The 19,722-nt window shown below is 57.1% G+C and carries 19 protein-coding genes; 11 read left to right on the top strand and 8 right to left on the bottom strand.

What is annotated here, in order from left to right; genetic code table 11:
* Positions 1-23 precede the first annotated feature (23 nt).
* The 4 genes from AM218_RS13635 to ribD all read right to left on the bottom strand — a co-directional run bounded on the left by AM218_RS13635 (position 24) and on the right by ribD (position 3,742).
* Positions 24-1,199, bottom strand: a complete 1,176-nt coding sequence (locus tag AM218_RS13635; protein ID WP_054414401.1) for a glutathionylspermidine synthase family protein — start codon at positions 1,197-1,199, stop codon at positions 24-26.
* Positions 1,200-1,304: 105 nt separating this feature from the next.
* Positions 1,305-1,976, bottom strand: a complete 672-nt coding sequence (locus AM218_RS13630; protein ID WP_054414400.1) for a Cj0371 family chemotaxis-regulating polar lipoprotein — start codon at positions 1,974-1,976, stop codon at positions 1,305-1,307.
* Positions 1,977-2,096: 120 nt separating this feature from the next.
* Positions 2,097-2,579, bottom strand: coding sequence for a free L-methionine (R)-S-oxide reductase MsrC (gene msrC / locus AM218_RS13625; RefSeq protein ID WP_054414399.1), 483 nt, complete (start codon positions 2,577-2,579; stop codon positions 2,097-2,099).
* 119 nt (positions 2,580-2,698) lie between these two features.
* Entirely contained in the window at positions 2,699-3,742 is a 1,044-nt protein-coding gene (gene ribD, locus AM218_RS13620; RefSeq protein ID WP_054414398.1) for a bifunctional diaminohydroxyphosphoribosylaminopyrimidine deaminase/5-amino-6-(5-phosphoribosylamino)uracil reductase RibD, read from the bottom strand.
* A gap of 98 nt (positions 3,743-3,840) precedes the next feature.
* Here ribD and prmC point away from each other — a divergent pair, with 98 nt between their 5' ends.
* From prmC to rfbA, 7 genes are all read left to right on the top strand, one after another.
* A complete protein-coding gene (gene prmC, locus AM218_RS13615) occupies positions 3,841-4,713 on the top strand; it encodes a peptide chain release factor N(5)-glutamine methyltransferase (protein ID WP_054414397.1) in 873 nt (290 codons plus the stop codon).
* Between the two features lie 97 nt (positions 4,714-4,810).
* Positions 4,811-5,410 (top strand): acyltransferase, encoded by a 600-nt coding sequence (locus tag AM218_RS13610; protein WP_054414396.1) that lies wholly within the window; start codon positions 4,811-4,813, stop codon positions 5,408-5,410.
* Positions 5,411-5,414: 4 nt separating this feature from the next.
* Positions 5,415-6,710, top strand: coding sequence for a nucleotide sugar dehydrogenase (locus AM218_RS13605; protein WP_054414395.1), 1,296 nt, complete (start codon positions 5,415-5,417; stop codon positions 6,708-6,710).
* Positions 6,711-6,790: 80 nt separating this feature from the next.
* Positions 6,791-7,822: a UDP-glucose 4-epimerase GalE gene (galE, locus tag AM218_RS13600; RefSeq protein WP_054414394.1), complete on the top strand. Its 1,032-nt coding sequence runs from the start codon at positions 6,791-6,793 to the stop codon at positions 7,820-7,822.
* A 64-nt stretch (positions 7,823-7,886) separates the two neighbouring features.
* Positions 7,887-8,942: a dTDP-glucose 4,6-dehydratase gene (gene rfbB / locus AM218_RS13595; RefSeq protein ID WP_054414393.1), complete on the top strand. Its 1,056-nt coding sequence runs from the start codon at positions 7,887-7,889 to the stop codon at positions 8,940-8,942.
* Between the two features lie 42 nt (positions 8,943-8,984).
* Entirely contained in the window at positions 8,985-9,992 is a 1,008-nt protein-coding gene (locus AM218_RS13590; protein WP_054414392.1) for an SDR family oxidoreductase, read from the top strand.
* A 60-nt stretch (positions 9,993-10,052) separates the two neighbouring features.
* The gene (gene rfbA / locus AM218_RS13585) at positions 10,053-10,925 is read left to right on the top strand and encodes a glucose-1-phosphate thymidylyltransferase RfbA (RefSeq protein WP_054414391.1); all 873 of its coding nucleotides are present in this window, start codon (positions 10,053-10,055) and stop codon (positions 10,923-10,925) included.
* Positions 10,926-10,994: 69 nt separating this feature from the next.
* Here rfbA and chrA read toward each other — a convergent pair whose 3' ends face one another.
* Together chrA and AM218_RS13575 are read right to left on the bottom strand one after the other, a co-directional pair.
* Positions 10,995-12,212, bottom strand: a complete 1,218-nt coding sequence (gene chrA / locus AM218_RS13580; protein WP_082318239.1) for a chromate efflux transporter — start codon at positions 12,210-12,212, stop codon at positions 10,995-10,997.
* Between the two features lie 149 nt (positions 12,213-12,361).
* Complete coding sequence (locus AM218_RS13575) at positions 12,362-13,339, bottom strand: isopenicillin N synthase family dioxygenase (protein ID WP_054414390.1); 978 nt, start codon at positions 13,337-13,339, stop codon at positions 12,362-12,364.
* A 137-nt stretch (positions 13,340-13,476) separates the two neighbouring features.
* Here AM218_RS13575 and AM218_RS13570 point away from each other — a divergent pair, with 137 nt between their 5' ends.
* Together AM218_RS13570 and AM218_RS13565 are read left to right on the top strand one after the other, a co-directional pair.
* Positions 13,477-14,304: a hypothetical protein gene (locus tag AM218_RS13570; RefSeq protein ID WP_054414389.1), complete on the top strand. Its 828-nt coding sequence runs from the start codon at positions 13,477-13,479 to the stop codon at positions 14,302-14,304.
* Between the two features lie 316 nt (positions 14,305-14,620).
* The gene (locus AM218_RS13565; RefSeq protein WP_071843791.1) at positions 14,621-16,669 is read left to right on the top strand and encodes an OmpA family protein; all 2,049 of its coding nucleotides are present in this window, start codon (positions 14,621-14,623) and stop codon (positions 16,667-16,669) included.
* 78 nt (positions 16,670-16,747) lie between these two features.
* Here AM218_RS13565 and floA read toward each other — a convergent pair whose 3' ends face one another.
* Both floA and AM218_RS13555 read right to left on the bottom strand, forming a co-directional pair.
* On the bottom strand, positions 16,748-17,746 hold the full coding sequence (gene floA / locus AM218_RS13560) for a flotillin-like protein FloA (protein ID WP_054414387.1): 999 nt from the start codon (positions 17,744-17,746) through the stop codon (positions 16,748-16,750).
* Positions 17,747-17,853: 107 nt separating this feature from the next.
* A complete protein-coding gene (locus AM218_RS13555; protein WP_502213741.1) occupies positions 17,854-18,372 on the bottom strand; it encodes an NfeD family protein in 519 nt (172 codons plus the stop codon).
* 60 nt (positions 18,373-18,432) lie between these two features.
* Here AM218_RS13555 and AM218_RS13550 point away from each other — a divergent pair, with 60 nt between their 5' ends.
* Together AM218_RS13550 and AM218_RS13545 are read left to right on the top strand one after the other, a co-directional pair.
* Positions 18,433-19,029 carry a Crp/Fnr family transcriptional regulator gene (locus AM218_RS13550; RefSeq protein ID WP_054414385.1) on the top strand — a complete coding sequence of 199 codons (597 nt, stop codon included), beginning with the start codon at positions 18,433-18,435 and terminating at the stop codon, positions 19,027-19,029.
* 82 nt (positions 19,030-19,111) lie between these two features.
* On the top strand, positions 19,112-19,696 hold the full coding sequence (locus tag AM218_RS13545) for a DinB family protein (RefSeq protein WP_054414384.1): 585 nt from the start codon (positions 19,112-19,114) through the stop codon (positions 19,694-19,696).
* Positions 19,697-19,722 lie beyond the last annotated feature (26 nt).

The raw sequence follows: 19,722 nt of genomic DNA, 5'->3' as shown, positions 1-19,722 counted from the left end.
TTGTTTTTGGGAAGTGGGAAAGTCTACTGTAGCACGTGCGGCACAAACTCGGATAGGTTCGTGATGAAAGCGGCGTCGCGACGGAAGCCCAGCGCGCAGGCTTCCCCGGCCCAGAATACGCCGGCCTGATAGCGCCGCGCCTGCGGGTCGGTGGGCAGCTCGGCCCAGCGCTGGTACACCGCGGGCTGCTGCGCAAATTCGCCGGCTACGGCCGTGCCTTCCTGGCCTCCCGACTTCAGCTCCGTTACATTCTGCCCCTCGCGGCCCAAAACCGGCTTGCGCACGTGGTGCCCGTTTAGCGGCTGCAAGGAGGCTTCCAGCAGCAGCGGGTGATGCGGAAACACCTGCCAGAGCCAGGCCAGAATACCTTTGCTTTGGAAGAGCAGCGTATAAGCCGGGTTGGCAATGATAACGTCGCGGGAAAGCAGCAGCTGGGTAAGCTCCGCCGTCAGCTCGGGCTCTTCCGTGGCCAGAATCTCCCACGGCACCAGCTTAAACAGGAAGCCAAACCGCTGCCATTGCTCCGGCTCTACATGGGCCCAAACGCCCCGCTCGTCGCCTGCTACGGATACCTGCATGGCATCGGCAGAGCACACGTGGGCACTGGCAAAACCGGCCGCCAGCGCGGCCTCCGCCAGAATAGCACAGTTGGTTTCGTCTTCGGGGCTGCCGGGCAAATGCACCAGCAGCAGGTTGTTATCCAGGTCCGGGTTGAGGGCCAGCCACTCGCTGAACTGGCCCTGCAGGCCTTCAAACAGGCCATTGGCCTGGCGTTCCTCATCGGCCTGCCCGGCGGCTACCAGGCTGGCCCACTGCACCACGGCCGTTTCGGGCAGGCCGGTGGCCGTATCGGCGTTAAACTCCAGCAGCTTAATGCCTTCGGGTGTTGCTGCCAGGTCAAAGCGGCCATACAGGTGCCAGTGGCGCTCATCATTCCAGGAATGCCGCACGGCCGCCCATAAGTTGGCCGGAATGGCCAGCAGCTGCAGCAAGTCGTCCGGAATGGGGTCGGGAATGGCCTGAACCAGCATTTCGTAGAGCGTGTCGGCGGCTTCCAGCAGCGCTTCGGCCTCGGCTTCAGAAAGCTGCACGGCCTCACGGGCTACGTAGGCAGCGCAGGCATCTTCCACGGCCCAGTCCCAGCCCAGCGCACGAATGGCCGGTGTGACGTCGCCGGAGAGAGGAAGCAAGCGAATCATACGCTAATGAATTATGAACGAGCTGGAAGGGTAAAAACGGCACCAGCAGCTCCTTTTTAGAAAGGCAGCTGCTGGTAGATCATGCGGATGGATGGCGGGCAATAATCAGCCGCCGAAGCCGCCGCCATAGCCCCGGCTACCGAAGCCGCTGCTGCGGCCCATGCGCGGGGCGGTGCTGCGGTAAGCGCCCCGCGAGAACGTGCGGCTTTCCTGAATGCCGGCCGAACGGGAGCTGCGGTTGCCGGAAAAACCCCGGCCGAAAAAGCCCCGACCCTGGGTTTCCCGCTCGCGGGCAACGTTCTGGCGCCAGCCCATGTTGTTTTGCATCACGCCGGGGTTGGCGTAGTACCCGGGGTTAGGCGTAAGGAAGCGGCCGGCCATGTAGCCGATGCCGCTCCACATAAGCACGTCCATCATGCCAGTGCTGCCCACCCGGTTTTCCGGGTTCTGACGGCTGTAGTCCTGCATTTGCTTTTGCAGCGCCTGGCCTTGCAGGGTATCTACTTTGCCATCAAAATGATGCAGGATAGCTGCTACCTCCTCCTTGCCCGCGGGCCGCTCAGCCGTGATTTTCCACTCGCCGGGCTGCACCTCGGTCATCTCCGTGATAACCCCTTGGCTGTAGGTTTCGCCGCTCCAGTCGCCGGAAGCAGTTTCCTCCGCTGCCCGGTTATCCGAAGAGCAGCTGGGCAGTGCGGTGAGGCCTAAACTAGCCGCGGCCGCTACCAGCAGCAGGTTGCGCCGCCAGTCGCCGAGGGGATAAAAAGTCTTTTTCATGGGTGGGAGGAAATGCCGGGCGAGAATACAAGAATACTGAAACGGGGCAGATGGTTGACTGCGCGCTCAGGAAGGAATGGGAATCCGAAAACTCAACGAGGACGCGGCGAAAATCGTTTGCTAAAACCAGCGGGCCGCCGTCAGCATGAGCTGCTCCAGGGCCTGTTGGTCGTCGGCGTCGAAGTCGTTGAGCTGGTCGCTGTCTACGTCCAGCACCGCTATTACCTGGCCGTTTTTCAGCACGGGCACCACAATTTCGGATTTGGAATCGGAACTGCAGGCAATGTGGCCGGGGAACTGCTCCACATCGGGTACTAAGATGGTTTTGGCCTGGTCCCAGCTGCTACCGCACACGCCTTTGCCGCGCCGGATGCGCGTGCAGGCAATAGGCCCCTGGAATGGACCCAGGACCAGCTCATCATCTTTCACCAGATAAAAACCCACCCAGAAAAACCCGAAGGCCTGCCGAAGCGCGGCCGCCGTATTGGCCAGGTTGGCCACCAGGTCCGGCTCGCCGGTTGTCAGGGCTTCAATTTGGGGGAGAAGCTGGCGGTATTGCTCGGTTTTGCTGAGCGTGGTATCTAACAGAAGTTCTTCAGCCATAATAGGGTGATAAAAGGAGGGAGGATACGTAACAGCGAAACGCCGGCACCGGTTTGGGTGGGTAAAACAGCCGGCGGGCCAGCAAAGGTAACGTAGCCGCGGCGCCGCCGGGTATGGGCTTAGTAGCCTTCGTTTTTCCGATACACGAATACCTGATCGGAGCCGAGGGGGAACTGTTCGTGGAGGCCAGTGAGCCCGAGCCGGGGTGCCGCCACGCCTGCGCCTAAGTGATTGGCACTCCGTAGTACCCTGATTTCGTCCCAGAGCCCATCGGCCAACAGCGTATTCAGCACCGTAGGCCCCCCTTCTACCAGCACCGATTCTACGTTGCGGCGGTACAGGTTTTCCAGAATCTGGGGGAACAGGTCATCGGCCTCCGACAGCTTTACATAGCCCAGATTGCCTTTGGTGGCGCGCTGGCGGTAGGTGTACACCAAGGTGGGTTGGGTGCCATCGAAAAGATGATGCGTAGGCGGCAGGCTCAGGTTTTTATCGATGACCAGGCGAATAGGGGCGGGGCCGGGCCATTCGCGCACGTTCAGGTAAGGGTTATCGTGCAGGGCCGTGCGGGTGCCTACCAGAATGGCGTGCTCCTCGCCGCGCCACTGGTGCACCGCCATGCGGGCCAGCGCGCCGCTGATTTGCACGGGCTGATAAAACCGACCGGAAAGAAAACCATCGGCCGTTTCGGCCCACTTCAGCACAATGTAGGGCCGCTTTTGCTCCTGAAAGGTGAAAAAACGCCGGTTCAGCCAGCGCCCTTCCGATTCCAGCACGCCGGTTTCTACTTTGATGCCCGCCGCGCGCAGCTTGGCCAGGCCGTTGCCCGCTACCAGCGGGTTAGGGTCGAGGTTGCAGACTACCACCTCCGGAATGCCTTTGGCGATGAGCAGGTCGGCGCACGGCGGGGTTTTGCCGTGGTGGGAGCAGGGCTCCAACGTCACGTAGGCGCGGCTGTGGGGCAGCAGCGCCGGCTCCGATACCGATTCCAGGGCATTTACCTCCGCATGGGGCCCACCGTACTGCCGGTGCCAGCCTTCCCCGATAATGCGTCCCTGATGCGTGATAACGCAGCCTACCAGCGGATTAGGGCGGGTATAGCCAGTGCCCAGTCGCGCCAGGTCAAGGGCGCGGCGCATCATGAGGTCGTCAACAGCAGTCATAGCCGGGTGGGGAGCGTAACTTTGTGGGACCGAAGGTACGAAACCCCGTCGAGGCCCGGCTGCACCCCGCGCTTTTCTTCGTCTACCCGCTTGTTTCTATGACTATTCGCCAACACACTGCTTCCCTCACGCATCATCTGCAAGCCCTATACCCGGAGCCGGAAGCGGCGGCCATTGCCGGCCTGGTGCTGGAGCATGTGCTGGCGGTTTCTCCCCTGCAGCGGCGCATGCAGGCTAATGAGGAAGTGCCCTCCGGTGTGGCCCAACAGCTAGAAACCATACAAGAACGGCTGCTGCTGCATGAGCCGGTGCAATACGTATTAGGCGTAGCGCACTTTGCGGGCATGGAGCTGGAAGTAACCCCCGCCACGCTTATTCCCCGGCCCGAAACCGAAGAGCTTATCCAACTGATTGTGCAGGAGCAACAGGCGCATCGCACAGGCTTAACGCTATTGGATGTAGGTACGGGCAGTGGCTGTATTGCCCTGGCTTTGTGCCAGGCGCTGAAGCCACAGCGTACAATAGCCGTTGATATTTCGGCAGAAGCGCTTGCCGTGGCGCGTCGTAATGCGGCGCGCTACGGTTGTGCCGTAGAGTTTCAGCAGCTGGATATTCTGCAAGCCACTCCGGCAGATATTCCTCCACATTCTCTGCAAATCCTGGTCAGCAATCCGCCCTATGTACTGGAGAACGAGCGGCCTCTGATGCGCCGCAATGTGCTGGAATATGAGCCGGCCACGGCCCTGTTCGTTCCCGATAACGACCCGCTCCTCTTCTACCGGCGTATTGCGGAGCTTGGCCAGGAGCTGCTGCAACCCGGTGGCGCGCTGTACTTTGAAATCAATGAGCAGTACGCCCAGGAGTTATGTCAGTTGCTGGCCGCCTTGGAATACCAGGCCGTAGCAGCCCACCCCGACCTGTTTGGCAAGGACCGTATGGTGCGCGCCACGTGGTCCGGCAGGGCATTATAATTACGTAACGTAGTAATGCTCACCATCCAATTCAATAAACTGATAAAAGCCGTACCTTTGCGGGCTCAAATCTGCTGCTGAACAACCCGCTGCCGGAATGCCCGACGCTGTCCTGTACTTTGCTCACCCGACTGCCGTCCTCGATGAAGGCTGCCGCATTGGCAAGGGCTGCCGCATCTGGCATTTTTCGCATTTGATGACGGGCTGTCAGCTAGGACCCGGCTGCAGTATCGGTCAGAATGTAATGATTGCGCCTGGCGTAGTGCTGGGGCAGAATGTGAAAGTGCAGAACAACGTTTCCCTGTACTCTGGCGTAACCTGCGCCGATGATGTCTTCCTCGGCCCATCGGTGGTTTTTACGAATGTGAGGAATCCTCGGAGCGCGGTGCCGCGCCGCGACCAGTACCAGCCTACCGTGCTGGAACGGGGCGTGAGCGTGGGCGCCAACAGCACTATTGTGTGCGGCGTGCGCCTGGGGGAATATGCCTTCGTTGGGGCCGGATCCGTGATTACCCGCGACGTGCCGGCCTATGCCCTGGTATACGGCAACCCTGCCCGCCAGCATGGCTGGATGAGCAGGCAGGGCCACCGGCTGCAGTTCAACCCCGAAGGAATAGCCGTTTGCCCGGAAAGCAAAGAACAGTATCAGTTACAGAATAATAAGGTTTTCCCTTTTAGTACCCGCACCAACCCATAATATCGTGTACGAGCAACTGCTTCAGAAACAGGCCAAGCTGGCCGTCATTGGCCTCGGGTATGTGGGCCTGCCCATTGCCCTCGAGTTTGCCCGCAAAATCAGCGTTATCGGTTTCGATATCAACGCCCAGCGCGTAGAGTTGATGCGCAACAATATTGACCCCAGCGGGGAGCTGGAGGCCAAAGATTTTGATGGTTGTGATATTACGTTCACCGATTCGCTGGACGTTCTGCGCGAAGCCCGCTTCTTCATTGTGGCGGTGCCTACGCCCATTGATGAGCACGCCATGCCTGATTTGCGCCCCCTGCTGGCGGCATCGGCCACGGTAGGCAAAGTGCTGAAGAAGGGTGACTATGTGGTATTTGAGTCCACAGTTTACCCCGGCTGCACGGAGGATGACTGCATTCCGGTAATGGAAAAGCTCTCGGGGCTGAAATTCCCCGAAGATTTTAAAGTAGGCTATTCGCCGGAGCGCATTAACCCCGGCGACAAGGAGCATACGCTGGCCCGTATCGTGAAAGTAGTATCCGGCTGCGATGCCGAGTCGCTGGACCTGGTTGCAAAAGTATACGAGCTGGTGATTACGGCCGGTGTACACCGCGCCAGCAGCATCAAAGTAGCCGAGGCGGCTAAAATCATCGAGAATACCCAGCGCGACGTGAACATTGCGTTGATGAATGAGCTGTCGATGATTTTTGACCGCATGAACATCAACACCTACGAGGTATTGGAAGCTGCCGGCACCAAGTGGAACTTCCTGAAGTTCTCGCCCGGTCTGGTAGGTGGTCACTGCATTGGTGTAGACCCTTACTATCTCACCTACAAAGCCAAAGAGCTGGGATATGATGCCAAGGTGATTCTTTCGGGCCGTAGCACCAACGATAACATGGGCGCCTACATCGCACGCAAAACCGTGCAGATGATGATTAAGAAAGGCAAAGACGTAGCCAAGAGCAAAGTGCTGGTAATGGGCGCTACGTTCAAGGAAAACGTAGAGGATATCCGCAATTCCAAGGTGGCCGATGTCATTCAGGAACTGAAGAATTTTTCCGTGAACGTCGACATCGTGGATCCGCATGCTGATTCCGATGAGCTGCACCATGAATACGGTTTCCGCCTGACGGATCCGGCATCCATCAGCAAGGATTACGACGCGGTTATAGTAGCCGTAAGCCACTCTCCTTATACGGATTTGGATGAGGCCTATTTCCAGTCGATTACGAGGGAAAATGCGGTGTTGGTTGATATCAAAGGCCTCTACCGCGGCCAGATGCAGGAGCTTCAGTATTGGAGCTTGTAATTCGATTAATCGTTGCCAGTTCAGTTGATATCAAAACTGGGACGGAGCATAGGTATCCGCCGATTGAAAGCTAAGACTATATGGAGAGGACGAAAATTCTTGTAACCGGCGGGGCAGGCTATATTGGCTCCCATGCGGTGGTAGAGCTATATGAAGCTGGCTTTCTGCCGGTTATTATCGATAATTTCAGCAACTCCCGGGAGTCGGTGCTCAATGGCATCGAGCAGATTTTGGGGGTACGGGTACCGTTTCACCGCGTAGACTGCAACGATGCGGAGGCCATGCGGGCTGTTTTTGCCGAGGAAGGCAACCTGCAGGGCGTGATTCACTTTGCCGCTTACAAAGCAGTAGGAGAGTCAATTGAAAAGCCGCTGGAGTATTACCAGAACAATGTCGGCTCGCTGCTTACGCTGTTGCAGGTTATGCGCGAGTTTGGTGTGGAAGCTTTGGTGTTTTCGTCGTCCTGCACGGTGTATGGCATTCCGGATAAGCTGCCCGTAACGGAACAAACCCCCACGAAAAAAGCCAATTCTCCGTACGGTGCTACCAAGCAAATGTGCGAGGATATTCTGCGGGACGTAGCGGCAGCGCCCAGCAATAAGCTGAAAAGCATTCTGTTGCGCTACTTTAACCCGGTGGGAGCTCATCCTTCCGCCAAAATAGGAGAGTTGCCCCTGGGAGTACCGCAAAACCTGGTGCCCTACGTTACCCAGACGGCGGCCGGCATCCGGGAAAAGCTCACTATCTACGGGAATACCTATGATACGCCCGATGGCACCAACATCCGGGACTACGTGCACGTGGTAGACTTGGCCAAGGCGCACGTGGTGGCTGTGGAGCGGCTGCTGGACGGTAAAGGGGACATGGTGGAAACCTTTAACATTGGTACCGGCCGGGGCAACTCCGTACTGGAGGTAGTACACGCGTTTGAGCGGGCTACGGGCCTAAAGCTGAATTATGTTATCGGGCCACCCCGGCCCGGTGATGTGCCCGCCATTTATGCGGATGTAACCAAGGCAACGCAGGAGCTGGGCTTCCGCACTACCTCCACGCTGGAGGAGGCGCTGGCCAGTTCCTGGAAGTGGCAGCAGTCCTTGCAAGCGGTTAGCTAGTAGCTTTCCGCTTTCTGTTTTTCCTATCACAGGCTATTCGCTAATAGCCTTATAGCTTAAAAAGATGAAAATCATTATCACCGGCGGGGCCGGTTTCATTGGGTCGCACGTGGTGCGTCTGTTCGTAACCAAGTATCCGGAGTATCAGATTCTGAACCTGGATGCGCTGACTTACGCCGGCAACCTGGAAAATCTGCGCGACATTGAAAATGCGCCCAACTACCGCCTGGTGAAAGGTGACATTACCGATCAGGCATTTGTTGATCAGCTCTTCGCCACAGAAGAGCCTGACGCAGTAATTCACCTCGCCGCCGAAAGCCACGTCGACCGTAGCATCACCGATCCGCTGGCCTTCGTGAAGACCAATGTGCTGGGCACGGTACACCTGCTGAATGCCGCCAAAAACCTGTGGAAACCACTGGGCTACGAGGGTAAAACCTTCTACCACGTTAGCACCGACGAAGTGTACGGCTCCCTGGAAATGGGCCCGGAGATGTTCACCGAAGACACCGCCTACGACCCCCGTTCGCCCTACTCGGCTTCCAAGGCTGCTTCCGACCACTTTGTGCGGGCCTGGTATCATACCTACCACATGCCGGTAAAATTGAGCAACTGCTCCAATAACTACGGCCCCAACCACTTCCCGGAAAAGCTGATTCCCCTGGCTATTCATCGTCTTCGCAACAACCAGCCGGTGCCAGTATATGGCAAAGGCGAGAACGTGCGCGACTGGCTGTTTGTGAAAGACCACGCTACGGCCATCGATGCCGTATTCCACAAAGGCAAAGTAGGAGAAACCTACAACATTGGTGGGGTGAATGAATGGAAGAATCTGGACCTGATTCATCTGCTCTGCGATACCCTGGACGAGAAAACCGGCCAGGAAAAAGGCACGTCGCGCAAGCTCATCACCTTTGTCACCGACCGCGCCGGCCACGACCTGCGCTATGCCATTGACTCCAGCAAAATCATGAACGAGCTAGGCTGGAAGCCGTCCGTCACCTTTGAGGAAGGCCTCTCCCAGACCGTAGACTGGTACCTGCAGAACCAGGAGTGGCTCGACCATGTAACTAGTGGGGCTTACCAGCAATACTATCAACAGCAGTACACCGCCCGCTAGAGCGGATTGCAGTACTGCTTTTTGAACAAAGAAATAACGAAGATGTACGAAACTCCTTTTCACGACCAGCCGCTCCACGATGTGAGCTTCCTTGTTACCGGTGGGGCCGGCTTTATCGGCTCTAATCTGGTGGAATACCTCCTGAAGTATGGGGCTAAGGAAGTGCGTGTGCTGGATAATTTCTCCAACGGCTTCCGCAAGAATGTGCGGCTGTTTGAAGGTAATCCGGCGCTCCGGGTTATAGAAGGAGATATCCGGGACCGGCAAACTTGCATTGATGCCTGCAAAGGTATTGATATGGTGCTGCACCAGGCAGCGCTGGGCTCAGTGCCCCGTTCTATCAACGACCCTATCACCAGCAATGATGTGAACGTAGGGGGCTTCGTGAATATGTTGGTAGGCGCGAAAGAAGCCGGCATAAAGCGGTTTGTATATGCTGCTTCCAGCTCTACTTACGGCGACCACAAAGCCCTGCCGAAGGTAGAGGACCGCATCGGGAAGCCTCTCTCGCCCTATGCTGTGACCAAGTATGCCAATGAGCTGTACGCTGATGTATTTGGCAAAACCTATGGCATGGAAATCATTGGTCTGCGCTACTTCAACATTTTCGGTCCCCGCCAGGACCCCAATGGGGCCTATGCAGCCGTAATTCCGCTGTTTATTGATGCCGTGCTGGAGGGAAAGTCGCCGCGCATGAATGGCGACGGTGGCCAGACCCGCGACTTCACCTTCGTGGAAAACTGCGTGCAGGCCAACATTAAGGCTGCCCTAGTGCAGAACCCGGAAGCCGTGAACCAGGTGTACAACATTGCCGTGGCAGACCGCACCTCCCTCAACGACCTGTTCAATATCCTGAAGGAGGAGGCCGGCTCCGATATCAACCCCGAATACGGCCCCGACCGCGCCGGCGACATCCGGGACTCCCTGGCTGATATCAGTAAGGCCAGAACTCTGCTGGGCTACGACCCGCAGATCCGCATCCGCGAAGGCCTACAGAAGACGCTGACCTGGTTCGAGACCAACCAGGAGTTTATTGCCGAGCGTAACTAGCACCATCCTGTCTTCCTGCTCAAGCTGACGGGATAGATTTTAAGATACTAAGTTCTCCTTATGAAAGGTATTATCCTCGCCGGTGGCTCCGGTACCCGGCTGCATCCCCTCACGCTGGCCGTGAGTAAGCAGTTGATGCCCGTGTACGACAAGCCGATGATTTATTATCCGCTGTCTATTCTGATGATGGCGGGTATTCGGGAAATCCTCATCATTACCACCCCGCACGACCAGGAGCAGTTCAAAAAGCTGCTGGGCGACGGTGTTAATCTGGGCTGCCGCTTTGAGTACGTAGTACAGGAGGTGCCTAACGGCTTGGCGCAGGCGTTTGTCCTAGGCGCTGATTTTATCGGCAACGATAAAGTGGCCCTGGTATTGGGCGACAATATCTTCCATGGCGAAGGCATGGAAGAGCTGCTGAAGTCTAACAACGACCCGGAAGGTGGCGTAGTCTATGCCTACCACGTGCATGACCCGGAGCGTTATGGCGTGGTAGAGTTTGATGCCAACAACCAAGCGCTCAGCATTGAGGAGAAGCCGGCTACCCCCAAGAGCAACTATGCCGTACCCGGTCTGTACTTCTATGATAATGAAGTAGTACAGATTGCCCGCGACCTGAAACCAAGCCCCCGGGGCGAGTACGAAATTACCGACGTGAACCAGGAGTACCTGCGCCGCGGTAAGCTGAAAGTAGGCATTCTGGGCCGTGGCACCGCCTGGCTCGACACGGGCACTTTTGAAAGTCTGATGCAGGCCGGCGAATTTGTGCGCGTGCTGGAGCAGCGCCAAGGCCTGAAGGTGGGCTCCATTGAAGAAGTGGCCTACCGCCAGGGCTTCATTGATGCTGACCAGTTGCGCAAGATTGCCGCGCCACTGCGCAAAAGCGGCTACGGAGATTATCTGATGCGCCTGCCCGAGCAGTTGCTCATGTAAGCCACCGCAATGCTTAAAAACAAAACAGCCCTTCTCTGCAGTGAAGGGCTGTTTTGTTAAAAGGCGTCCTTAAAACAAAAGGCCTGCCAGCAGGCCGGCGCCCACAATAATGTAGGATGGCACCTTTTCCCAGAGCAGCACCAAAAAAGTAGCCGCCACCAGGGCAATGTTAATGGTGGTATCGGGGAGGGGGTGGTATAGCAGGAAAGTGGCAGCCCACACCAGCCCGGCCGATACAGCATTGACGCCTTCCAGGGAAGCTTTTACTACCCGATAGCGGCGCAGCTGGTCCCAGAACCGAATCAGAAAGAAGATAAGCAGCGTGCCAGGCATAAAAATGCCCACCGTAGCTACAAGGGAGCCTACCAACTGCCCGCCAATACCGTGCTCACGCATGGCCAGCGTCCCTATATAGGAGGCAAATGAGAAATTAGGGCCCGGCAGTGCCTGCACCAGTCCCAGGCCGGATAGAAACTCCGGGGCCGTGAGGTAGTGCTTGAATTCTACAAACTCGGCGTAGAGCAGCGGGGCCAATACCTGTCCGCCGCCAAATACCAAGCTGCCGTTGCGGTAGAAGTTCTCGAACAGGCGCACGGGTAGCTCTTTCGTAAAGCTACCCAGCAACGCGGCCGTAATCAGAATGCCTATCCAGAGAATAAAGTTGGCCCATTCTATTTGCAGGGGCTGCTTTTCCTCCTGCGGCAACCGGCGGTACCGGAAGGTGGTAATCAGGCCGCCGGCCAGCAGCAGGAGGGGCAGCACCCAGGGCAACTGGAAATAGTAGGCCAGCATGGCCGCCGCTACCAGCAAGGCAACGGAAGTCTTGGTTTGAATGACCTTCTGGGTAATCTTGAAAGCGGAGTAGGCTACAAAGCCCACCGCAATAGGCTGCACATACTGAATTACGTGCGCTACCTGGTCCTTATCCAGGTAGCTCATGGCCAGGCCGGCCACCGTCATGATGAGGACGGCAGGCAGCATCCAGATAAGCAGGGTGAGGTATGCCAGGTTAGGCCCGCCCAGCCGAAAGCCAATAGCCGTAATGGTTTGGGTAGATGTAGGGCCCGGCAGCAGCTGACATAGAGCGGTAAGCTCCAGCAGCTCGGCCGTGGTAAGGTAGCCGCGCTTCTCCACCAGCAGCCGAATCATCATGGCCATGTGGGCCTGCGGGCCGCCAAAAGCCGTGCACCCCAGCGCCGCCACATCCTTCAGGAATATGATGTTGCGGACCCGCTTGGTTCGGTCGCCACGGGGGGGAGGAGCCAGGATAATTTCTTCCGTTTCCACAGTCGGTTGCCGGTTGTCGGAGGAGGGGAGGGGCCAAAGCAGAGTGAGCTACTCAGGTAACCTACAAAATAAAACCGGTTGCCGGGAGTCAGGGCCGAAAAAGTGCAGCCTGACTTCCGACAACCGGTTAGTGTATTCGAGTCAGAAGATTACTTTTTCTTCAGGCCCAGCTCAATGAGGCGCTCATTCAGGAACTCGCCGGCCGTAATGTCGGCTTCCTTCTTGGGGTTCTCCGGCGTTACACAGTTCTCCAGGGCCGCCAGGCTCATTTCGGAGCGGGGGTGCATGAAGAAGGGAATGCTGTAGCGCGAAGAGTTCATCTTCTCCCGCGCCGGGTTTACCACGCGGTGAATAGTGCTTTTCAGCACGCCGTTGGTCAGGCGCTGCAGCATGTCGCCCACGTTCACCACAATCTGGTCGGGCAGAGCCGTGATAGGAATCCACTTGTCGTCGCGGCGCTTCACCTGCAGACCGTCAGCCGAAGCCCCCATGAGCAGGGTAATCAGGTTGATGTCGCCGTGCTCGGCGGCCCGTACGGCATCGGCCGGAACCGAGTCGGGGTTTTCGATGGGGTAGTAGTGAATGGGACGCAGGATGGAATTGCCATTGCGCACCTTGTCGTCGAAATAATTTTCGGGCAGGTGCAGATACAGGGCAATGGCGCGCAATACGTCTTTACCGGCCGCTTCCAACGTTTTGTAGGTGGTGAAGGTGCTTTCGTGGAACGTAGGCACTTCCGCCGGCCAAATGTTGTCGGGGTATTCGTTCTTGATGGGGTCGTTGGCATCATCTACCTCCTGGCCCACGTGGAAGAACTCCTTCAGGTCGCCGGTGTTGCGGCCTTTGGCGTGCTCCTTGCCTTTGCCAGTGTAGCCGCGCTGGCCTGCCAGCGCGGGATTTTCATACCGCTGCTTTACGTCGTCGGGCAGGGAGAAGAAGGCTTTTACGTCGGCATACAGCTGGGCTGTCTGCGCATCGTTGAGGCCATGGTTCTTCAGGGCTACAAAACCAATATTCTGGTAAGCTTCGCCGAGTTGCTGAACAAAGCGCGCTTTGCGGGTGGGGTCGCCGGAACGAAAGTCGGCGAGGTCGAGGGATGGAATTTCTTCCAGCAATTTTTCCTCCATAGTGAAAAAACAATATACTTTTGGGCAAACCTTACGTATTGCGCAAGGTACTTAAAAATCATGTTGCTACCGAGCAACACTTAGGACTTCGGTAGCAGTTCATCCGTTATCTCTCTGACCACCACTTTGCCCTTTTTATGAAAGCATCAGCTTTACTACTCGGTAGTGTATTTCTCCTCGGTTTGGGGGCCTGCGATTCTGCCCGCCAAACCAGCGATACGCCTGGTTCCGCCACCGCGGAGAGCGTAAATACTACCCCGCGCGCCGAAGCCATGGAAAATAATGGCATTCGCTTCACGCCTTTCGAAGACTCGCCGAAGAATCCGGAAGCTATGATGCAGCTGAAGTCGCCGGTGACGGGCTCTACGGTGCCTTCCGGCGCCGTGGCCTTCGACTACGACATCACAAATTTCCAGCTCACGAAAATGACCGGCGGCATGCACGCCGATGAAATGGCCAACTCAGAAAAAGGCCAGCACATCCATAACATCGTGGATAACGAGCCTTACACGGCCCACTACACCACGGAGTTCACCAAGAACATTCCCGATGGCCAGCACGTGATTCTGTCGTTTCTGTCGCGCTCTTACCACGAGAGCCTGAAGCACCTGGGGGCGCATGATCTGCGCGTTATCACGGTGGGCAAAGTAACCACGCCGCTGAACTTCAACACCAAAGCGCCGCACCTGTTCTACAGCCGCCCCAAGGATACCTACTCCGGCAAGGATGCGCAGAAAGTGATGCTGGACTTCTATCTGGTGAATACCACGCTGGCACCCGATGGCAATAAAGTGCGTGCCACCATTAATGGCACCGAGTTTATGCTGGACCGTTGGGCGCCGTACATGATGGAAGGCCTGCCCATGGGCGAAAACACCCTGAAGCTGGAACTGGTAGATGCCAATGGCACGCTGATTCCCGGCCCGTTCAATTCGGTTACCCGCACGTTCACGCTGCAGCCCTAACCTCCGCTCCGGCATAAGACTGCTTTCTTATTAAAACAGGCCCGTGTACTATCGTGCACGGGCCTGTTTGGCGTTTTTATCCTGCTATTCGCTTAAAATTTATCGGGGACAGAAGTCAATATTATTGCACTTTCATATAATATTATTAATATAGTTTTGTGTAAATCGAACAAGAAACAAGATCAGCCCTGTTGTTGCGTTTTAAGAGCGTAACATGAGGCTGGGAGAAAACGTCTCTGTTCTGATTTCGAACGTAGGCGTTTCCGGAGTGGACTCTGAGTAGAGCCACTTACAACCAGCTTTTTTCCGCTACAGTATGCTACAGGTAAGACACTGGCTTTTGGGTTTGGCATTGTGTGGGATGGGAATGCGCGCGCAGGCGCAACACGCCGTATGGGCGGGTAAACTGGTGGAAGTATCGTCGCAGAAAGCAACGGGTAAAGAAGCGTTTTCCCCTGAGAAAGTACTAGGCGAGCCTAATGCGCTGCCGCTGGGACAGATCAGCAACAATGCCTGGATTCCTAAAAAGGAAGGCTCCAACGAATACATCGAAGTAAAATTCGGCAAGTCGCTGATAGCCAAGCAGGTGACGGTGGTGGAAAATTTCAACCCCGGCTCCGTTACTAAAATTGAATTGGTGGATACCCGGGGCACCAAGCACCAGGTATATGAAAATAAGAATCCGGGGTCGCTGCCGGAAGCCTTCCGCACGCTGACCGTCACGTTTTCTCCCGGTACCTACCGCACCATTGGCGTGGGCGTTACCATGAATACCAAGGCCGTAAATGGGGTAAACCAGATTGATGCCATTGGCATTGCCGACGTGGCTGAGCTGATGGTGAAGTCGGAATTCAAGCAGGCGCCCAAACCAGCTGGCGTAGACTCCACCATGGAAAACCTGGGGCCGAACGTGAATTCCAAGTACGTAGATACCCACCCCGTTATCTCGCCCGATGGCCGTACGCTGTTTTTTGCGCGCCAGGAGCACCCCCAGAATATAGGCGGCAGCAACGATGTGCAGGATGTGTGGTACAGCACGCTGGCCCGTTCCACTTCTGATAAAAAAGTGTGGAACCAGGCCAAAAACATTGGCGCCCCCATCAATACGCCCGGCCCCAATGGCCTAGCCTCTATCTCCACAGACGGCAACCTGGCCCTGCTCATCAATGTGTACAAGGACGATGGTACGCTGGACCCTAAAGGTGCCAGCTTCAGCCGCCGCACCAAAACCGGCTGGGGCAAGCCGGTGAAAATAGACATTGATGATTTCTACAACGACGACGACGAAAACGTAGACTATTACCTGGGGCCAAACGGCAAGGTTCTGCTGATGGCCGTGGACCGGAAAGATGGCAAAGGCCAGCAGGATATCTATGTGAGCTTTCTGAAACCCGACGGCCGTACCTGGAGCCGCCCTCTGAACCTGGGTGGCACTATCAACACCAAAAAGCCAGAGTTTGCCCCTTTCCTGGCCTCGGATGGTAAAACCCTGTATTTCGCCTCGGAGGGCCATCAGGGCTACGGCAAGAGCGACATTTTCTACAGCAAGCGTCTGGATAACTCCTGGACCAACTGGACGCAGCCCCGCAACATGGGGCCCAACGTTAACTCCCCGGACTTCGACGGCTATTTCACCCTCTCGGCGGCCGGCGACGAGGCCTACCTGGTTTCCTCCCGCAATGGTATCGACAACTCGCGCGACATCTTCCGCATTGGGCTGGTGCCGCAGTTTAAGCCGGAAGTAGTAACGCTGGTGCGCGGCCGGGTGCTGGATGCCTCCACCCAGAAACCCATTGATGCCGTTATTCACTACGAAAACCTGCTGACGGGTGAAGAGTTGGGCGTGGCCGAAACCAACCCCGCCGATGGCAGCTACACCATTGTTCTGCCCTCGGGCGTGCACTATGGCTACCGCGCCGAGGCTAAGGACTACCTCTCGGAAAGTGACAACCTGGACGTAACCGACCGGCAGAAGTACACGGAAATTACGCAGGACTTGTTCTTGGTGCCGTTTGCCGTAGGTCAGAAAATCAAGCTGAACAACATCTTCTTCGCCCAGAGCAAGTACTACCTGCGCGAAAACTCCTACCCCGAACTGCAGCGTCTGATCAAGATTCTGAAGAACTACCCCAACGTGGAAATCAAGCTGGAAGGCCACACCGATAACCAGGGCGACCCCGCGCTGAACCTGAAGCTTTCCATCGACCGGGTAAATGAGGTGAAAAAGTACTTGGTATCGAAGGGCATTAACGGCTCCCGCATCACTACAGAAGGCTACGGCGGCACCAAGCCCATTGCCAGCAATGATGAGGAGGAAACCCGCAAGCTGAACCGCCGCGTAGAGTTTACCGTGACGAAGAAGTAGCGCGCTTCACCAGCAGTTATAGCCACAAAAAAGCCTCCTGCTCTGAGCAGGAGGCTTTTTTAATGTGAGTAGGTGGCGTTAGCTCAGTCGTGTTTCATTCTGGCCGGGCTTGGTGCTGTTCTGGCCGCCAGGGTTGGCAATGGAGTCGCGCATATCGGTATCGGCCTGCACGTTGCGCATTTTGTAGTAGTCCATCACGCCCAGGTTACCGCTGCGGAAGGCTTCGGCAATGGCTTTGGGGATTTCCGCTTCGGCTTCTACCACGCGGGCTTTGGCTTCCTGGGTTTTGGCGCGGTTTTCCTGCTCCACGGCTACGGCCATGGCACGGCGCTCCTCGGCTTTGGCTTCGGCTACTTTCAAATCGGCGGTGGCCTGGTCTATCTGGAGCTTGGCGCCAATGTTTTCTCCGATGTCGATATCGGCAATATCAATGGAGAGAATTTCGAAAGCAGTGCCGGCATCGAGGCCTTTGCTGAGCACCAGTTTCGAGATTTTATCCGGGTTTTCGAGCACTTCTTTGTGCGACTTGGAGGAGCCGATGCTGGTTACGATGCCCTCACCCACGCGGGCCAGAATGGTTTCCTCGCCGGCGCCGCCCACCAGCTGCGTAATATTGGCGCGCACTGTAATGCGGGCTTTGGCAATAAGCTGAATGCCATCCTGCGCCACGGCCGCCACGTTGGGCGTGTTAATCACCTTGGGGTTTACGCTGGTGGTCACTGCCTCAAATACGTCGCGGCCGGCCAGGTCAATGGCGGTGGCCTGCTTAAAGGTGAGGGGGATGTTGGCTTTGTCGGCGGAAATCAGGGCTTTGATGACGCTGGGGATATTGCCACCGGCCAGGTAGTGGGTTTCCAGGTCGTTGGCCGTCAGCTCCAGGCCCGCTTTGGTGGAGGTGATAAGCGAGTTGACAATGAGGGAGGGCGGCACCTTGCGCACCCGCATAAACGCCAGCTGAAACAGGCTGACCCGCACACCGGAAAACAGGGCCGTAATCCAGAGACTGACGGGGAAAAAGTACAGCAGCACCAGCAGCGCCACCGCGGCCACTGCTAACGGGAAAAAGGGGAAGTTCATGGGGCGTTTCGGGTTGTGAAGGGCTGATTACCAGTTTCGGTGAAATAGGTAGCAGCAACTAACAACTAAAAACTGACAACTCGCAACCAGACCCAAGCAACCCTGCTTCAGGCCTGCTCTACCACAATGCGGTTTTGCTCAATGCGCAGCACCCGTACCATTTGCCCGGCGTCCACAAACTCACCCCGCGTCACTACTTCACGCCGGTCCTCAGCAAACAGCGCCGTGCCGGCCGGGCGCAGCGCCGAGAGCGTGCGGCCCACGGTGCCGGGCTGCACATCGGGCAGGCGCGCATCCCGCACGTGGCTGGAGTGCACGCTGGTAAGCGCCATTTTATTGAGGTTGCGCGGGCGCAAGCCTACATACACCAGCACGCCCGTTATCAGCAGCGAGGCCACCAGCATATAGTGTCCGTAGGGCGTGCCCAGGTCGCGGTAGCCCATCCAGATGCCGGCTATCAGCAGGGCCAGCCCGGCCAGCCCTACCACGGTGGTGCCCGGAATAAAAATTACCTCGGCCGCTACAAACAGCAGACCGAACAATAACAGGAGTGCAATAGTGAGCCAGTCCATGACGAAAAGGGAAATGCAGTAGGTGGAGGGAAGATACGCAGAAAGCTTCGGCAAGCGGCGGAAGGTGCTTATTTTACGAACAGTACGAGTCTGGTTTCGTCACTTACACTTATCATGGCTACTTCCGCTACCCGTACCCCCACTGCCGCGCCGGCGGCCCACCTGCGTGAGCTGCTGCACCGCGTGCCGGACCTGCAGGCTCCCGATGTTGAGGCGCTGCTGCGTTGCTGGCACAAGCCGGTGCAGCTGCGGCGCGGAGATTTTCTGATTCAGGAAGGCCAGATTGATCATTATCTGTATTTCATTGACGAAGGCATACTGCGCATCTTTCTGCCCACGGCGCACGAGGAAATATGCGTGGGCTTTGGCTATGCCAGCACCCTGATTTGCTCGTTTCCCTCTTTCGTGGAAGGCCGGCCCTCTGCCTACGGCATTCAGGCCCTGAAAGCCTGCCGCCTGCTGGCCATTTCCCGCACCCATTTGCTGGAACTGATTGAAACGCACCCCAACATTGGGCGCTTCTGGCGCACGGAAATGGAGCGGGCTGTGGTAGGCCGCATCGAGCGGGAAATAGATCTGCTGCTGCCCGAGCCCCAGCGCCGCCTGGATAGGCTACGTACCCGCAGCCCGCACCTGTTTCAGCTGGTGCCGCGCAAGTACATTGCCTCCTACCTGCGCATGACGCCGGAAACGCTCAGCCGGCTGCGCTAAATATTGATTTGCATCAAGGTTTTAAGCGCGAAGATGTGAGAAGTTTGAACCGTCACTTATCCCTCACTTCACACTATCCGCTATGAAACCCCAGGCCTTTCTGCAACAGCTCCGGGAGCAGGTTCAAGCCCAGCTCGCTATTCTTGAAACTGAGTTTGAGCCGCTGGATATCCGGGCACTCCAATTCAAGCCCGCCCCGGCCAGCTGGAGCGTTCTGGAGTGCCTGGAGCACCTGAACCGCTACGCCCGCTACTACCTCCCGGCCCTGCGCAAGGCGCTGGCCCAGGAGCGCCCCAACGCCAGCACCGATGCCGAAGTAGGCTTTAGCTGGCTGGGGCGAAAATCCTACGAAACGGTGCGGCCGGAAAACCACAAGCTGCAGAAAACCCTCCGGCACATGAACCCCGCGCAAAGCACCCTGGACCGCAGCGTACTCACGGAGTTTCGGCAGCATCAGGAAACCTTGTTGCGCCTGCTGTCCCGGGCCGCCCACGCTAACCTCAACCGCAAAGCCGTGCCCATCGAGTTCTTCCACCTGTTGAAGCTACGTCTGGGCGAAACCTTCCAGTTTGTTATAGCCCACCAGGAGCGCCACCTGCAGCAAGCCCAGCGCGCCCGGCAGCAGTACCAGAGCCAGGCTACCGACGAGCTGCGGCTGGTAGTGTAAGCGCTTCGATTACAGCAAAAAAGCCC

Origin of the sequence: Hymenobacter sp. DG25A, assembly GCF_001280305.1 — a bacterium.
In the GTDB taxonomy this organism is placed as follows: Bacteria; Bacteroidota; Bacteroidia; order Cytophagales; family Hymenobacteraceae; genus Hymenobacter.
This window is presented reverse-complemented; position numbering and strand designations above follow the sequence as displayed.

Coding starts and splice junctions, on each gene's coding strand:
- AM218_RS13635 (WP_054414401.1), bottom strand. CDS start 1,199: ATGATTCGCTTGCTTCCTCTCTCCGGCGACGTCACACCGGCCATTCGT.
- AM218_RS13630 (WP_054414400.1), bottom strand. CDS start 1,976: ATGAAAAAGACTTTTTATCCCCTCGGCGACTGGCGGCGCAACCTGCTG.
- msrC (WP_054414399.1), bottom strand. CDS start 2,579: ATGGCTGAAGAACTTCTGTTAGATACCACGCTCAGCAAAACCGAGCAA.
- ribD (WP_054414398.1), bottom strand. CDS start 3,742: ATGACTGCTGTTGACGACCTCATGATGCGCCGCGCCCTTGACCTGGCG.
- prmC (WP_054414397.1), top strand. CDS start 3,841: ATGACTATTCGCCAACACACTGCTTCCCTCACGCATCATCTGCAAGCC.
- AM218_RS13610 (WP_054414396.1), top strand. CDS start 4,811: ATGCCCGACGCTGTCCTGTACTTTGCTCACCCGACTGCCGTCCTCGAT.
- galE (WP_054414394.1), top strand. CDS start 6,791: ATGGAGAGGACGAAAATTCTTGTAACCGGCGGGGCAGGCTATATTGGC.
- rfbB (WP_054414393.1), top strand. CDS start 7,887: ATGAAAATCATTATCACCGGCGGGGCCGGTTTCATTGGGTCGCACGTG.
- AM218_RS13590 (WP_054414392.1), top strand. CDS start 8,985: ATGTACGAAACTCCTTTTCACGACCAGCCGCTCCACGATGTGAGCTTC.
- rfbA (WP_054414391.1), top strand. CDS start 10,053: ATGAAAGGTATTATCCTCGCCGGTGGCTCCGGTACCCGGCTGCATCCC.
- AM218_RS13575 (WP_054414390.1), bottom strand. CDS start 13,339: ATGGAGGAAAAATTGCTGGAAGAAATTCCATCCCTCGACCTCGCCGAC.
- AM218_RS13570 (WP_054414389.1), top strand. CDS start 13,477: ATGAAAGCATCAGCTTTACTACTCGGTAGTGTATTTCTCCTCGGTTTG.
- AM218_RS13565 (WP_071843791.1), top strand. CDS start 14,621: ATGCTACAGGTAAGACACTGGCTTTTGGGTTTGGCATTGTGTGGGATG.
- floA (WP_054414387.1), bottom strand. CDS start 17,746: ATGAACTTCCCCTTTTTCCCGTTAGCAGTGGCCGCGGTGGCGCTGCTG.
- AM218_RS13550 (WP_054414385.1), top strand. CDS start 18,433: ATGGCTACTTCCGCTACCCGTACCCCCACTGCCGCGCCGGCGGCCCAC.
- AM218_RS13545 (WP_054414384.1), top strand. CDS start 19,112: ATGAAACCCCAGGCCTTTCTGCAACAGCTCCGGGAGCAGGTTCAAGCC.